Raw genomic sequence first — 16,293 nt, 5'->3', positions numbered from 1 at the left:
GTGAAGGTGAAGGGAATTAATCCTCTTCGGTAAACGCCTCTTCACGGGTTTTCTTAACCGCTGGCAAAGCCACGATCACAACCAAGAGGGCTGCTGCAATCAGCAATCCTAAAGAGAGTGGGCGTGTAACAAAGGTCGTAAAATCGCCGCGTGACAAGAGCAGGGCGCGGCGGAAGTTCTCTTCCATCATTGGCCCTAGTACGAAGCCCAAGAGCAATGGAGGCGGTTCGCAACCGAGTTTGAAGAAGAGATAACCAATCAAGCCGAAAGCTGCGGTGATGTATACATCGAACACCGTGTTATTTACGGTGTACACACCGATACAGCAGAATACCAAGATAGCTGGGTAGAGGAAGCGATAAGGAATCTTCAAGAGCTTTACCCAGATACCAATCAGTGGCAAGTTCAAGAGAATCAACATCACATTACCAATCCACATGGAAGCGATCAGACCCCAGAACAAAGCTGGATTGCTGGTCATTACTTGTGGACCAGGTTGGATGTTATGAATAGTCATCGCACCAACCATCAAGGCCATCACAGCATTTGGTGGGATACCTAAGGTGAGCAATGGAATGAATGAGGTTTGAGCTGCAGCATTATTTGCAGACTCAGGACCAGCAACACCTTCAATCGCACCTTTACCAAATTCATGGCTGTACTTAGAAGATTTTTTCTCAACAGAGTAAGCGCCGAATGCAGCTAATGCAGCGCCGCCGCCTGGGAGGATACCGAGAATCGAACCAATCGTTGTACCGCGCAAAATAGAAGGAATCATGCGCTTGATATCTTGCTTAGTGGGAACCATGGTGGTCAGTTTGTTGAGGAAGCCCTCATCGTCACCAGTTTTTTCCAAATTACCCATGATTTCTGCGAAGCCGAAAACACCCATGGCCACTGCAACGAAGCCGATACCATCACTGAGTTCTGGAATATCAAACGCATAGCGAGAAACACCAGAGTTCACGTCGGTACCAATCAAGCCCATCAAGAGACCTAAGATGATCATGCCAATCGCTTTGATCAAAGAGCCCGATGCCAATACCACGGCACCGATTAAACCTAAGACCATCAGCGAGAAGTATTCCGCAGGACCAAACTTAAAGGCGAGTTGTGAGAGTGGGGCAGCAAAAGCAGCCAATACCAAAGTTGCTACGCAACCAGCAAAGAAGGAGCCCATACCGGCAGTGAATAAGGCAACACCCGCTCGACCATTTCTGGCCATTTGGTATCCGTCAATCGCCGTCACCACCGAGGACGTCTCCCCTGGGATGTTGAGCAAAATTGCTGTTGTAGAACCGCCGTATTGGGAGCCGTAATAAATACCGGCCAACATGATCAATGCAGCAATTGGAGGCAAGGCATACGTTGCTGGCAATAGCATCGCGATGGTTGCAATTGGGCCAAGGCCAGGTAAAACACCAATCAAGGTTCCCAAGACACAGCCGATGAGGCAGTACAGGAGGTTTTGTAAGGTAAATGCAGTCTCGAAGCCGAGGGATAAATTAGCAAATAAGTCCATTTTGTAGTTTCTCGGTTCGTTATTGTTGTAAGAAGACTGGCAAGAGTGGGAACTGGAGCTTTAAGCCCAGTACAAACACGGAATAAGTAAAGGTTACTAAGAATGCAGCATTAATTGCGGTGCCCTTCCAAGTAAATTCCTTGCTAGCGCTTGCAGAAACAAATACCAAAACCACTACCGCAACTAAAAAGCCCATTCTAGGAAGGAGCAGACCATAGAGCACAACAGCGCCAGTAATCTGGACAATAATGCGCCAGTTGAATTTGGGAATCGATTCAATCGCAGCTTTAGCACTAAAGGATTTCACAAAAACCAATAGACCTAGAAGGGTCATCAAAATGCCTAGCCAGAAAGGGAAATAACCAGGTCCCATCTTGGCTGCTGTGCCATATTGATATTGAGTAGCAATGAAGGTGAAGAAGAGGCCGATAACCATATACATGATTCCAGCCCCAAAATCCCGTTGGTTACGAATTTTCAAGTTTTGCTCCTAATTTATCGACATCATTGCCGATCTATTTATTGGTGTTGTGCGATTGTAAGCCACGATAGGGGTATCTTGTCTAGGGTTTGCCCTAGACAAGTGCCAATGCGATAATTATTACTATGAAAGTCTCCCAAATTCGCCAGGCATACCTGGACTTCTTTGCCCAAAAAGGCCACCAAATCGTCCCTTCTAGCCCCGTAGTGCCAGGCGATGATCCAACCCTGCTCTTTACGAATGCGGGCATGAATCAGTTCAAAGACGTATTTTTGGGTTTTGACAAGCGAGCCTATAACCGGGCCACGAGCGCTCAAAAGTGTATTCGAGCAGGTGGAAAACACAATGACTTGGATAACGTAGGCTATACCGCCCGTCACCATACTTTTTTTGAAATGTTGGGTAATTTTTCTTTTGGTGATTATTTCAAGCGGGATGCCATCCAATTTGCTTGGGATTTGCTGACCCAGGTTTTCAAGTTACCCAAAGAGAAACTCTTAGTCACGATCTATGCAGAAGATGACGAAGCATATGAGATTTGGAATAAACAAATAGGCGTACCTGCCGATCGCATTATTCGTATTGGTGATAACAAGGGTGCGCGTTATGCCTCCGATAATTTCTGGATGATGGGCGATACGGGGCCTTGTGGTCCCTGCACCGAAATTTTTTATGACCATGGTGAACACATTCCCGGTGGTCCTCCAGGAAGTCCAGATGAAGATGGCGATCGCTTCATTGAAATTTGGAATAACGTTTTCATGCAGTTCAACCGCGATGAAGCAGGCAATATGCATCCGCTGCCAAAGCCAAGCGTAGATACTGGTATGGGTCTAGAGCGTATCGCAGCAGTCTTGCAACACGTCCATTCCAATTATGAAATCGATCTCTTCGTCAATTTATTAAAAGCTGCCAAAGATGCTGTAGATCAAGCTGGTGGCGAGAACTGTGATGCGCAAAGTCCATCACTCAAAGTGATTTCAGACCATATTCGTGCCTGCAGTTTTGTAGTGGTTGATGGAGTGATTCCTGGTAATGCAGGGCGCGGTTATGTCTTGCGTCGCATTGCTCGTCGTGCAATTCGTCATGGTTATAAATTGGGTGCACGCAAACCGTTCTTCTATCAATTGGTTCCTGCACTTGTAAAAGAAATGGGTGATGCGTATCCAGAGTTACGTGCAGCACAAGACAAAGTAAGTGATGTACTCAAGCAAGAAGAAGAGCGCTTCTTCCAAACGATCGCCAATGGTATGGAGATTTTAGAAGGCGCTTTAGCCGGTGGTGCAAAAGTGGTTGATGGTGACACTGCTTTCCGCTTGCATGATACTTTTGGGTTCCCATTGGATTTAACGGCTGACGTTTGTCGTGAGCGTGGCGTTACTGTAGATGCAGAAGGTTTTGAAGTAGCTATGCAAAAGCAGCGGGATCAAGCACGTGCTGCTGGTAAATTTAAAGTAGCTCAAGGCTTGGAATACAAAGGCAAACCTACCCAGTTTCATGGTTATGACACCTTGAAGCACGAGGGTGCAAAAGTGACTGCTCTGTATGTAGATGGTACGCAAGTGCAGTCTGTGAAAGCAGGTGATGCGGCAGTGATCGTCTTAGATAACACCCCTTTCTATGCTGAGTCTGGCGGGCAGGTCGGCGATAAGGGTGAACTGCGTAATGAAACAGTGCGCTTTGGTGTGGATGATACTTTCAAGATTCAGGCAGATGTCTTTGGACACCAAGGTGAAGTGCTTGAAGGTGAAATTAAAGTGGGTGATGCATTAAATGCCCTGGTGGATAGTTCCCAGCGGATCGATATCATGCGCAATCACAGCGCAACCCATATTTTGCATAAGGCTCTCCGTGAGGTCTTAGGTGATCATGTGCAGCAAAAGGGATCTTTAGTTGATGCTGGCAAAACCCGTTTTGACTTTACACACAATGCACCCGTGACAGCAGGACAGATTCGCCGTATAGAAGATATTGTGAATCGTGAAATTTTAGAAAACAGCGCTACTTCAGGTAAGGTCATGTCTTTAGAGGATGCACAAAAGACTGGCGCCATGATGCTCTTCGGTGAGAAATATGGCGATGAGGTGCGCGTTCTCGAGATTGGTAGCTCTAAGGAATTGTGTGGCGGTACCCACGTAGCGCGGACTGGCGACATTGGTAGCTTGAAGATTATTTCTGAAAGTGGTGTAGCTGCTGGTATTCGTCGCGTGGAAGCCATTACTGGTTATAACGCCCTGCAATTTTTACAGGGCTTGGAAGATAGAGTGAATGAGGCGGCAACGATTCTCAAAACCCATCCAGGGGACTTGGTTAATCGTGTTACTCAGCTGCAAGATGCATTGCGTCAGGCGGAGCGTGAATTAGAAAAAGCCAACTCGAAATTGGCTGCAAGCCAGGGCGATGAGTTAGCGAGTCAAGCAATCGACGTCGATGGATTAAAGGTTCTTGCAGTTCGCTTAGACGGTGCAGATGCACAAGTTTTACGGGAAACCATGGACGCACTTAAAACCAAATTAAAGACTGCTGCAATTGTCTTGGCTTCTGTACAGGGCGATAAGGTGAGCTTGATTGCTGGCGTTACCGCTGACTCAATTGCTAAAGTCAAGGCCGGGGATTTAGTGAACTTTGTTGCGCAACAAGTTGGTGGTAAGGGTGGCGGTAAGCCTGAAATGGCAATGGCTGGTGGTAATGACCCAAGCAAGATTAACGCCGCACTAGCTGGCGTTAAAGATTGGGTGGCTAGCAAATGAGTCTAGATATCGTTTTTAATGCTGAAGTAGATGCGATTGGTATGAACTGCCCGCTACCCATTTTGCGTACTAAAAAAGCCTTAGCCACAATGCAGTCGGGTGAAGTCTTAAAGATTAAGGCAACGGATGCAGGGGCAGCCCATGACTTTCCAGCTTTTGCTAAGCAGACTGGTAACGAATTGATTGCCAGCACTACCGAAGGCGAAGTGCTGGTCTTCTATATGAAGAGACGATAAGCAGTAAACACAGCAGTTTGCAATACAGCCTTAAGTGAGTGAACGGCTTTTTAAATACGCTGCAAAATCTGCCGCTACCTCTGGATGGCGCAATGCAAATTCTACTGAAGCCTTGAGATAGCCTAATTTGCTACCGCAGTCAAAGCGCACACCATCATATTCATAAGCAAAGACCGGCTCCACCTTCAATAATGAAGCGATCGCATCAGTGAGTTGAATTTCTCCGCCTGCACCAGGCTTGAGATTGCGGATGTGGCTAAAAATATCAGATGACAATACATAGCGCCCCACAACTGCCAAGTTGGATGGAGCATCTTTAGGTTGAGGCTTCTCTACGATACCCTGAAGACGATAGATGCCTTTAGCTACTTCGAGGCCGTCAACGATACCGTAAGAACTACTCTTGGCAGGATCAATCTTCTCAACCGCCAATACAGATCCGTTTTGCTCTTCAAATACTTTTAGCATCTGCTTAAGTACTGGAGGTTGCCCATCCAATAAGTCATCTGCCAAGATGATGGCAAAAGGTTCATCGCGCACTAATTTTTCTGCACATAAAACGGCGTGGCCTAAGCCAAGTGCTTCTGGTTGACGGACATATACGCAATCTACGTGACTTGGCTTTACGCTGCGAACGATTTCGAGCAAAGCCTGTTTATTTTTAGCCTCAAGTTCTGCCTCAAGCTCATAGGCTTTATCAAAGTGATCTTCAATCGCACGTTTGCTGCGGCCGGTAACAAAAATCATCTCAGTGATGCCGGCAGCAATCGCTTCTTCTACTGCGTACTGAATTAAGGGCTTGTCGACCACATTGAGCATTTCTTTTGGGCTCGCCTTGGTAGCTGGCAAAAAGCGGGTGCCTAGTCCGGCAACTGGAAAAACTGCTTTAGTAATGGCTTTGGTGCTTAAAGGCATTTTGGATCCAATCTTTATTTAAGTCGCTCTAATTGTGCAACAAGCTTCTGATGGTTCTGCTCAAAACCGGTAAGACGTTGTTTTTCCTGGGCAACAACTTCAGCTGGGGCTCTAGCCACAAAGCTTTCATTGGTGAGTTTAGCGTTTGCTTTATTGATTTCATTAGCAAGGCGTTCAATTTCTTTACTCAGGCGAATACGCTCTGCAGCAACGTCTACCTCAATTTTGAGCAAGAGCTTCAAATCACCTACTAAGGCCATTGGTGCCCCTGGGGCCTCTTTCTCAAGAGCGGATTCATCGCTGTAGATCTTGACCTCAGAAAGCTTAGCCAAGGCCAAAAGATAGGGAGTCGCTTTTTGCAGGAAGGCTTCAGACCCACTAATCCAAAGCGGCACTTTTTGACCTGGAGGCACTTGCATTTCTCCACGCAGATTTCTGCAAGTATCCACAATCGATTTAATTTGGGTGACCCAAGCTTCGCTTTTTACATCGACTTTATCAAGCTGTGCAACAGGATATGTTTGGAGTGCAATGGTTTGCTTTTCTTGATCGGCAATCGCTTTGCCAGTTTTGGGTGCAACGGTTTGCCACAAGGTTTCTGTAATAAAGGGAATGAGTGGGTGGGCCATACGCAGAATGGTTTCAAGCACGCGCAATAAAGTGCGGCGAGTAGCGCGTTGCTGTGCAGGTGTCCCTGTTTGCAACTGCACCTTAGCTAACTCTAAATACCAGTCGCAGTATTCATCCCAAACGAATTGATAGATGCTGCTAGCAATATTGTCAAAGCGATAGTTCTCAAACCCTTTGGCAACATCAGCCTCAGTTTTTTGCAAAATCGACACAATCCATTTATCCGCTGGAGAGAAATCTAAATAGCCATCAGGGCCGCACTGCTGATCGCATGGAGTAAAGCCATTATCTTCGTCGCTACCTGGGCAATTCATCAACACAAAGCGTGTGGCGTTCCACAATTTGTTACAAAAGTTACGATAGCCTTCACAGCGCTTTTGATCAAAGTTGATATTGCGACCTAAGGAGGCCAATGAGGCAAAGGTAAAGCGCAAAGCATCTGTTCCAAAGGCAGGTATACCTGCCGGAAACTCTTTTTTAGTTTTCTTACTAATACTCTCAGCTTGTTTTGGATTCATCAAGCCAGAAGTTCTTTTGCCAACAAGCTCTTCAATCTCAATGCCATCAATCAAATCAATTGGATCCAAGGTATTGCCTTTGGACTTACTCATCTTCTGGCCTTCAGCATCTCTTACTAAGCCATGAACATAGACGGTATGGAAGGGTACTTTGCCGGTGAAGTGGCAGGTCATCATGACCATGCGAGCAACCCAGAAGAAGATGATGTCAAAACCTGTCACCAATACGGATGAGGGTAAGAAATGTTCGAGGGCCGGGGTTTTCTCTGGCCAGCCCAGGGAGCTAAAAGGTACTAATGCAGAGCTGAACCAGGTATCGAGAACATCAGGATCGCGAATGAGTGAGCCGGTATAGCCAGCTTTTGTAGCCTGAGCTCTAGCGTCCTCTTCCGAGCGCGCGACATAGATTTGCCCATCATCACCATACCAAGCGGGGATTTGATGGCCCCACCAGAGTTGACGAGAGATGCACCAGTCTTGAATATTTTCTAACCACTGGGTATAGGTGTTAATCCAGTTTTCTGGAACAAGCTTGATGTCTCCTTTAGTGACTGCATCTAAAGCGGCGCCAGCAATGGATGAACCCGGTTGATATTGGTTATCTGGACTCGGTTTGGACATCGCCACAAACCACTGATCTGTGAGCATCGGCTCGATAATAGTTTGCGTACGATCGCCGCGCGGTACCATCAGTTTATGGGGCTGTACTTTTTCTAATAGCCCAGTATTCTCAAGATCAGCAACGATTTGTTTGCGAGCGGTAAAACGTTCCAAGCCTTGGTACACGGCAGGCGCATTCTCATTAATCTTCGCATCCAAGGTAAGGATATTGATGAGTGGCAATTGGTGACGTTGCCCAACCGCATAGTCATTAAAGTCATGTGCAGGAGTCACTTTCACGACACCGGTACCAAAGTTCGCATCTACATAGTCATCGGCAATGATCGGAATTTCACGATTGCATAAGGGCAGATTTACAGATTTACCAATCAGATGTTTATAGCGTTCATCTTCTGGGTTTACCATGACTGCAACGTCACCCAGTAAGGTTTCTGGGCGAGTAGTAGCAACCGTGAGATGTCCTGAACCATCAGTCAATGGGTAGCGGATATGCCACATCGAACCATCTTCTTCTTCGCTGACTACCTCAAGATCAGAAACAGCGGTACCCAATACAGGATCCCAGTTCACTAAACGCTTGCCGCGATAAATTAAACCTTGCTCATGAAGTCGTACAAATACTTCTACTACCGCTTCGGACATTTTGCTGTCCATCGTGAAATATTCTTTACCCCAATCAATCGATGCACCAAGGCGACGAATTTGTCGAGTAATCGTATTTCCAGAAGTTTCTTTCCACTCCCATACTTTTTCTAAAAATTTCTCACGACCCAAATCATGGCGAGAAACTTTTTGTGCATCGAGTTGACGTTCCACCACAATTTGCGTGGCAATACCTGCGTGATCAGTGCCTGGTACCCAGAGAGTATTTTGTCCAGACATACGAGCATGACGAATCAAGCCATCCATGATGGTTTGATTAAAGGCATGACCCATGTGAAGGGTGCCAGTGACATTGGGGGGTGGCAGCTGAATGGAAAAATCACCCTTGTTGGGATCCATGCTGGCATCAGCAATACCTCTACGTTCCCACTCTGGACCCCAATAGGCTTCAATCGGAGCAGGTTCGTATGATTTGGCGAGTTCGTCTACCGAACTGGTCGCCGAAGAATTAGGGGTATTTGAGGCATTTGGCATAAGAGGCAAATTATAATTGGGACGATGTACTCAGACTTGCTCGCGAACCTCAATCCAGAACAGCGCGAGGCAGTAACCCTCCCGCCCATCAATGAAAATGGCCAGGCCCAATCCGCCATGATTTTGGCTGGTGCAGGCAGCGGAAAGACGCGCGTACTCACTACCCGTATCGCTTGGCTCATCCAAACCGGACAAGTTTCCCCCATTGGAGTCTTGGCAGTGACCTTTACCAATAAGGCTGCTAAAGAGATGATGCTTCGCCTAAGTGCGATGTTGCCCATTAATACCCGTGGAATGTGGATAGGCACTTTCCATGGACTTTGCAATCGTTTATTGCGAGCCCATCATAAAGAAGCAGGTTTACCTTCTACTTTTCAGATTCTGGACACTCAGGATCAGTTATCCGCCATTAAGCGACTTCTCAAGGGCTTAAAAGTCGATGATGAGAAATATCCACCTAAGCAACTGCAGTACTTTATTGCACACGCGAAAGAGCGTGGCCAGCGCGCCAAGGATTTATCGGTAGGAGATGATTTTCAGGCGAAGATGGCGCAACTATATGCTGCCTATGATGAGCAATGCCAACGTGAAGGGGTAGTTGATTTTGCTGAACTCCTATTGCGTAGCTATGAATTACTCAAACACAGTGAGCCCATTCGGACGCATTATCAAGAACGCTTTCGTCATATATTGATTGATGAGTTTCAAGATACCAATGCCTTGCAATATGCTTGGCTCAAATTATTGTCTGGGCATGATGCTAGTCGCATCAATGTCAGTGGCATGGGTAGTAGCTCAGTTTTTGCGGTGGGTGATGACGATCAAAGTATTTATGCTTTCCGCGGAGCAGATGTTGAGAATATGCGTCTCTATGAAAAGCAATACCATCCCATGATGGTGAAGCTGGAGCAGAACTATCGCTCCCATGGCCACATTCTGGATACCGCAAATCACTTGATTGCAAATAATTCAGAACGCCTAGGAAAGAACCTACGCACGGATGCTGGACATGGTGAGCCGGTCCGTATCTACGATGCACCTAGCGATCATGCCGAGGCTGCTTGGCTTATCGATGAAATCAAAGCATTGGTCGGTAGCGGTATCAAACGTACTGAGATTGCTTTACTTTATCGGAGTAACGCGCAATCCCGCATCATTGAACACGCATTATTTTCTGCTGGTATTCCGTATCGTGTATATGGTGGCTTGCGATTCTTCGAGCGCGCAGAAATTAAACATGCACTGGCTTATTTACGCCTACTTGAAAATCCTAACGATGACACTTCATTTTCGAGAGTCGTTAATTTTCCAACGCGTGGGATTGGTGCAAGATCCATTGAGGCCTTGCAAGATGCTGCCCGAAGTCAACAGTGCTCTTTGTATTTAGCAGCCTCGTCCCTAGAGGGTAAGGCAGGCGCAGCACTAGGCGGGTTTGTGCGCTTAGTAGATCATATGCGCGAAGCCACTCGCCACAATACCCTGCCTGAAACAGTCGAGTTTGTCATTCAGCACAGTGGTCTGATACAGCATTATTTGACAGAGCGTGAAGGCCAGGATCGCGTTGAGAACTTACAAGAATTAATTAATGCTGCTACCGCATTTATCGCGGAAGAAGGTTATGGTCAGGATGCTGCGGCAGCCATGTTGCCAGGTGAGAATGCGCCAGGAGCAGTGGAGGTATCACCGCTAGCTGCTTTCCTGTCTCATGCCTCCTTAGAGGCGGGCGATAACCAGGCACAAGCTGGACAAGATGCCGTACAACTCATGACAGTGCATTCTGCCAAGGGTCTGGAATTTACCTCCGTCTTTATTACTGGGCTAGAAGAAGGTTTGTTTCCACATGAGAATAGTGTGAATGAGCAAAATGGCTTAGAGGAAGAGCGCCGCTTGATGTATGTGGCAATTACACGAGCCAAAGAGCGTTTATATCTCTCACATACTCAATCACGCATGTTGCACGGTCAAGTGCGCTACAACATGCCATCTCGCTTCCTTGAAGAGTTGCCTGAAGAGTCTTTAAAGTGGCTAACCCCTAAAGCAAAAGATGCGCGATGGGGCGGCAGTACTAGATCAGGGTCTACTTGGCAAGATGGCTATACGCGTCAACGCGAATATGAGTCTAATGATTTTTTTGATTCAGGCAGTGAGCGACCAAGGCCTACAAAAAGGATTGGCTCAGCCTCTACTGAAGTGAGGAGATTGGTTGCGCCACCTAGGGGAGATTACCCATTTACCATTGGTCAGAATGTATTTCATACCAAGTTTGGTGAAGGTCGCGTGACTGGCTTAGAGGGTGTTGATACAGATGCCAGAGCGCAAGTGAACTTTAAGCGCCACGGTGTGAAGTGGTTGCAGCTCAGTATTGCAAAGTTAGCAGCAATCGACTGAGCTTAATCCCACTTAGACTGGCAATACTTCATCCTCAGTAAAGCAAGCTTTCCAGCTTGCAAAGAATGAGCAATGCATGATCGTCAAACCTGCCATGGAGATGGGCGCGATCACAAATGAGGCTGCCTGACCTAAATTGAGCGCATCAAATGTCATGCCCACCGTGAGCGGTAGACCAATCAAAACAGCACTCCAAATAGCAAGATACAAAAAGAATGCACTACGATTTGACCAGCAAGCAAGTGCGCTAGAAAATAGCGCTTGAGCTACTGACATATCAGACCAGGTAATGAGGACGGGCGAGAACCACATCAACATTGCTATTGGGATATAAAGAAGCGCACCAAAAAATAAGACTAAATAAATTTGGCGCAGCGCCTCCGGAGTGATGGCTTTATCACTTGTCATGAGTGGTAAGAGCAACTCAAAATCAACTACGAGACTGAGAGTAAAGCTAAGCGTTAGGATGAGTGCGGCGTATACCAAGCCCAACTGCAAAATGCGTTTACGAATAAGGGGAGTAGATTGCAAGGCAACCAGATATACCATCGGCCGAATACGTTCTTTTTGAATCGCTTGGCGACAGGCCGTCAGAAAACCGACCGATAAGGTGGGTGTCAGTATCAGCACAGCAAATACCCCAATCACTGGAACGATGACGGCTAGCTGGGCAGCAAAAACGTACATGAAGATCAACATTAAAAAGCCCAATGGACTTTGTTTAAAGAGCCAAATTCCTTGCCGTATCCAGGTATAACCTTCTTTGGGTGCAACAGTATTGAGTTTCATAGTGAGCGTCGGCTTAAGAGAATGTGTTCGAAGTGTGTAGGGTCATGCGGTGTCAACATTTGGGCATCGCGCGGTAAATAGAAATCCCAGAGGCGTGAAATCCAAAAACGTAGTGCTGCAGCACGTAACATCAAGGACCAACTAGCTTGCTCTTCTGTTGTCAGTGGACGTACAGATTGATATGCGTTCATCAAGGCAGTTAAACGTTCTGGATCTAAATCTTGTTTATTATCAGTAAGGCACCAATCATTCGCCGTTACTGCTAAATCGAAAAGCCACTTGTCTGTGCCGGCAAAATAAAAATCAAAGAAGCCACCTAAATGATCATTTGCGCTATCGGCCGCACCTTTAGGGTCAAACAATACGTTATCCCTAAATAAATCACAATGACTTGCTCCAGCAGGAAGCAAAGCATATTGGCTAGAGCCAAAAAATTGTTCTTGAATTGATAATTCAGTGCTGAGCAATTCTTGTTGAGCAGGATCTAAGTGAGGCAGCACCAGCGGAACCGTTTTTTGCCACCATCCAAGGCTGCGTAAGTTTTCTTGAGGCTTAGAAAAATCCTTGCCTGCAAGATGCATCTTCGCGAGCATCTCGCCTACAAGGGCGCAATGCTTAGCTTTGGGCTGCAGGCGAGATAAACCTGGGAGCTTAGTAACAATAGCCGCGGGTTTGCCTTTGAGGGAGAACAATATCTGCCCCTGCTTGTTCTTAATGGGTTTGGGAACGGGAATGCCTTGGATCGCCAAATGACGCATCAACTCCAAGTAGTAGGGTAGTTGCTCTGCAGATAGGCGCTCAAAAATAGTGAGAACGTATTCCTGTTTTTTTCCATCAAGTTCGGTATCTAGAAAGAAATTCGAATTTTCGATACCACCATGGATGCCGCGCAGTTCTGTGGCTAGGCCGATATTGAAGTCACGAGAAATCCAGTCAGAGATGTCGCTTAATTCAATCGGGGTAAATACAGCCATAGATTGCTAAGTGGTAATTAGAAGGGGATGCTAATACTGGGGACGCTTAGCAAATCCGTTTCTTTGGGAACGCCAGGCATGACTGAAGTAGGCGGCGCCATTTCATAGCTGGTATAGGGTGTCTTGACATCTACCTGAGTAGGTGCGTTGATATCCTTGTATTCGGTGATCTCAGTACCGTTCGTAGCCTTGTATTGGTAGCTTGGTTTGCGACCCTCGGGCGCGTTAATCACGCCAGTGGCACTAACGCTTGGCGCTAGGGGCTGGTTATTGATCCGATTGAGCTCAGCGGGGCTTAGGGCCTGACTGTTATTCTGTGCTTGGGTCAGGCTAGTACCAAAGAGTCCAAAACAGACTAAAAAGCTCATCAGAGCAAGGTTTTGGCTGAAAAAATGGCCAATTAAGTTAGTAAGAGCATGCATCATTTTTCACCTTTTAAAGCCTACTTGTGGGTGGTTACTTAACCAGTCCTGTAGGCAATTCACAACTAGATTGTACGATTGCGGTATGACTAAACATAGACTCTTGTTGGTAGACGGTTCTAGCTACCTTTATCGCGCCTTTCATGCCATGCCAGACCTACGCAATGGGGCCGGCGATCCCACTGGCGCTATCTATGGGATGGTCAATATGATGCGTCGGGCTCGTTCCGAAATCAAGGCTGACCATATTGCTTGCGTTTTTGATGCCAAAGGGAAGACTTTTCGCGATGAAATGTACCCTGAGTACAAAGCGCATCGCTCCCCCATGCCAGAGGATTTGGTTAAACAAATTGAGCCCATTCATGCAATGGTCAAAGCAATGGGTTGGCCAGTATTAATGGTTTCGGGTGTTGAAGCTGATGATGTGATCGCCACTTTATCTTGTCAGGCTACTCAAGCAGGATGGGAAACGATCATCTCTACTGGCGATAAAGATTTGGCGCAATTGGTTAATCCATCTGTCACCTTGATTAATACGATGACCAATGAAAAACTCGATATCGATGGTGTTATTGAAAAATTTGGGGTCCCACCGGATTTGATCGTGGATTATTTATCGATCATTGGTGATGCAGTAGATAACGTTCCAGGAGTTCCGAAAGCGGGCCCGAAAACAGCTAATAAGTGGTTAGCAGAATTTGGCAATCTGGATAACTTGATGGCAAACGCAGATCAAGTCAAAGGCGTTGTTGGTGATAATTTACGCGCCTCATTAGATTGGTTGCCACAGGCGCGCCAACTCATTACCGTTAAAAAAGATTGCGATCTCTCTCCACATTTGCCTGGCCTAGATGATTTACATGCCAAGCCAGAAGATGCACAACTCCTGCGTGATTTATTTGAGCGATACGCTTTTAAATCATGGCTAAGGGATGTTGAAAAGCGCCTAGAAAGCCCTTCAGATAAGCCTCTAGAGGTGGAGAGTGCCGTAGATTTAGCTGGCACGCCAATCGCCCAAGAAGTGCTCGAGGAAAAAAAATCTCGCTCGATTGCATCATCACCCACTAAAGCTTTATCGCAAGACACTACGGATTTGCAAGATGCTATTGAGCGTCAGTACGAATGTGTGGTCGATGAAGCTGGATTAGAGAAGTGGTTGAAAAAGATTGAAACATCCTCACTGACTGCAGTCGATACTGAAACAACTAGTCTGGATGCATTAGCAGCAGAGTTAGTGGGAATTTCTTTATCAGTAAAACCTGGCGAAGCTTGTTACATTCCGGTAGCACATCGCAATGGTGAAGTGCAATTGGACAGAGAATATGTTCTCTCGCGCATCAGGCCATGGCTAGAGAATGCGGATCACTTCAAAGTTGGACAAAATCTGAAGTACGACATTCATATTTTTGCCAACTATGGCATCACACTTCAAGGTGTTGCATTTGATACTTTGCTCGAGTCTTATGTGCTCGAGTCTCACATGCCTCACAACATGGATAGCTTGGCCGAACGCCATCTGGGAATGAAAACTATTCGCTATGAAGAGGTCTGTGGCAAAGGCGTTCATCAGATAGGCTTTGATCAGGTTGACCTTGCGGTTGCGACAAACTACGCAGCTGAGGATGCAGACATTACTTTGCGCCTACATCTGGAGCTTTGGCCGCAGATTCAGGAAAATCCAGGACTGCTCTATATTTATGAACAGATAGAAATGCCCGCCATGCGCGTTCTGGGAATCATGGAACGCAATGGCATTCGGATTGACTCAGCCTTATTGGCCAAACAGGGTCAGCAGGTTGGTAAACGCTTACTTGAGTTAGAGGGGGAAATTCATCAACTGGCAGGTCAGCCCTTTAATATTCAGTCGCCAAAGCAGATCGCGGAGATTCTATTTGGCCAGTTGGAATTACCGGTAATCAAAAAGACGCCTTCTGGCGCACCATCAACTGATGAAGAGGTATTGCAGAAATTAGCTGAAGACTATCCCTTGCCAGCGCGAATTTTGGATTACCGTAGCTTGGCTAAATTAATGTCAACCTATATTGAAAAATTGCCACGCATGGCAGATCCCAAGACGGGTCGTGTTCATACGAATTTTTCTCAAGCTACTGCTGTTACAGGCCGTCTGGCTTCAAGTGATCCCAATTTGCAAAATATTCCCGTGCGTACCGAAGAGGGGCGTCGTATTCGAGAGGCATTTATTCCTGCGCAAGGTTGCAAACTTTTATCTGCTGACTATTCACAAATTGAATTGCGTATCATGGCGCACATTGCTGAGGATGAAAATCTTCTAGAAGCATTTAGGACTGGCAAGGATGTACACCAAGCAACTGCTGCTGAGATCTTTGGTATTGCTTTGGATGAGGTGAATTCTGAGCAGCGTCGTTATGCCAAAGTGATTAACTTCGGATTAATTTATGGCATGAGTGCTTTTGGTTTGGCAGGTAATCTAGGCATTGAGCGCTCAGCAGCACAAAACTACATTGCCAAGTATTTCGATCGCTATCCAGGGGTTGCACAATATATGGAGCGCACTCGCCTGGAGGCGCGTGAGAATGGCTATGTAGAGACGGTTTTTGGTAGACGTCTTTGGCTTCCCGAGATTAAAGGCTCGAATGGCCCCCGTCGCCAGGGGGCAGAGCGTGCTGCCATTAATGCCCCAATGCAAGGGACGGCTGCCGATTTAATCAAGTTGGCGATGATTGCTAGCCAAAACTGGCTTGAAAAAGAGAAGTTAAAGACCAAGATGTTGTTACAGGTTCATGATGAATTGGTATTTGACGTGCCATACGATGAGTTAGAGCTTTTACAAGCGAAGTTGCCTGATTTGATGTGCAATGTAGCCGCACTCAAAGTTCCCTTGGTGGTTAGTATTGGGATTGGTGATAATTGGGAAGAAGCACATTAAAA

The 16,293-nt window shown here is 46.5% G+C and carries 11 protein-coding genes; 4 read left to right on the top strand and 7 right to left on the bottom strand.

Going from position 1 to position 16,293, the window contains the following annotated elements:
* Positions 1 to 16: 16 nt before the first annotated feature.
* Together ICN38_RS10725 and ICN38_RS10720 are read right to left on the bottom strand one after the other, a co-directional pair.
* Positions 17 to 1,522, bottom strand: coding sequence for a tripartite tricarboxylate transporter permease (locus tag ICN38_RS10725; RefSeq protein ID WP_216257095.1), 1,506 nt, complete (start codon positions 1,520 to 1,522; stop codon positions 17 to 19).
* Between the two features lie 19 nt (positions 1,523 to 1,541).
* A complete protein-coding gene (locus ICN38_RS10720) occupies positions 1,542 to 2,003 on the bottom strand; it encodes a tripartite tricarboxylate transporter TctB family protein (protein ID WP_216257094.1) in 462 nt (153 codons plus the stop codon).
* A gap of 125 nt (positions 2,004 to 2,128) precedes the next feature.
* Between ICN38_RS10720 and alaS the strand changes: the two genes are divergently transcribed.
* Together alaS and ICN38_RS10710 are read left to right on the top strand one after the other, a co-directional pair.
* The gene (gene alaS / locus ICN38_RS10715) at positions 2,129 to 4,753 is read left to right on the top strand and encodes an alanine--tRNA ligase (RefSeq protein ID WP_216257093.1); all 2,625 of its coding nucleotides are present in this window, start codon (positions 2,129 to 2,131) and stop codon (positions 4,751 to 4,753) included.
* Positions 4,750 to 4,989, top strand: coding sequence for a sulfurtransferase TusA family protein (locus tag ICN38_RS10710; protein WP_216862756.1), 240 nt, complete (start codon positions 4,750 to 4,752; stop codon positions 4,987 to 4,989). Before alaS ends, ICN38_RS10710 begins: the two co-directional genes overlap by 4 nt.
* A gap of 30 nt (positions 4,990 to 5,019) precedes the next feature.
* On the opposite strand, the gene galU is transcribed toward ICN38_RS10710, so the two are convergent.
* A complete protein-coding gene (gene galU / locus ICN38_RS10705; RefSeq protein WP_216257092.1) occupies positions 5,020 to 5,904 on the bottom strand; it encodes a UTP--glucose-1-phosphate uridylyltransferase GalU in 885 nt (294 codons plus the stop codon).
* Between the two features lie 14 nt (positions 5,905 to 5,918).
* Positions 5,919 to 8,810, bottom strand: coding sequence for a valine--tRNA ligase (locus ICN38_RS10700; RefSeq protein WP_216257091.1), 2,892 nt, complete (start codon positions 8,808 to 8,810; stop codon positions 5,919 to 5,921).
* A 24-nt stretch (positions 8,811 to 8,834) separates the two neighbouring features.
* Here ICN38_RS10700 and ICN38_RS10695 point away from each other — a divergent pair, with 24 nt between their 5' ends.
* Positions 8,835 to 11,198, top strand: coding sequence for a UvrD-helicase domain-containing protein (locus ICN38_RS10695; RefSeq protein ID WP_216257090.1), 2,364 nt, complete (start codon positions 8,835 to 8,837; stop codon positions 11,196 to 11,198).
* A 12-nt stretch (positions 11,199 to 11,210) separates the two neighbouring features.
* Here ICN38_RS10695 and ICN38_RS10690 read toward each other — a convergent pair whose 3' ends face one another.
* From ICN38_RS10690 to ICN38_RS10680, 3 genes are read right to left on the bottom strand one after another with little or no spacing between them, the layout of a single operon-like run.
* Positions 11,211 to 11,987 (bottom strand): BPSS1780 family membrane protein, encoded by a 777-nt coding sequence (locus ICN38_RS10690; RefSeq protein ID WP_216257089.1) that lies wholly within the window; start codon positions 11,985 to 11,987, stop codon positions 11,211 to 11,213.
* On the bottom strand, positions 11,984 to 12,961 hold the full coding sequence (locus ICN38_RS10685; protein WP_216257088.1) for a homoserine kinase: 978 nt from the start codon (positions 12,959 to 12,961) through the stop codon (positions 11,984 to 11,986). Before ICN38_RS10685 ends, ICN38_RS10690 begins: the two co-directional genes overlap by 4 nt.
* A 17-nt stretch (positions 12,962 to 12,978) precedes the next feature.
* Positions 12,979 to 13,386: a hypothetical protein gene (locus ICN38_RS10680; RefSeq protein WP_255562826.1), complete on the bottom strand. Its 408-nt coding sequence runs from the start codon at positions 13,384 to 13,386 to the stop codon at positions 12,979 to 12,981.
* An 82-nt stretch (positions 13,387 to 13,468) separates the two neighbouring features.
* Between ICN38_RS10680 and polA the strand changes: the two genes are divergently transcribed.
* Positions 13,469 to 16,291: a DNA polymerase I gene (gene polA / locus ICN38_RS10675; protein WP_216257087.1), complete on the top strand. Its 2,823-nt coding sequence runs from the start codon at positions 13,469 to 13,471 to the stop codon at positions 16,289 to 16,291.
* Positions 16,292 to 16,293 lie beyond the last annotated feature (2 nt).

Source organism: Polynucleobacter sp. AP-Melu-500A-A1, assembly GCF_018882125.1.
Taxonomy (GTDB): Bacteria; Pseudomonadota; Gammaproteobacteria; order Burkholderiales; family Burkholderiaceae; genus Polynucleobacter.
The sequence above is the reverse complement of the archived record's forward strand: the minus strand, read 5'-3'. Positions and strand labels throughout refer to the sequence as shown.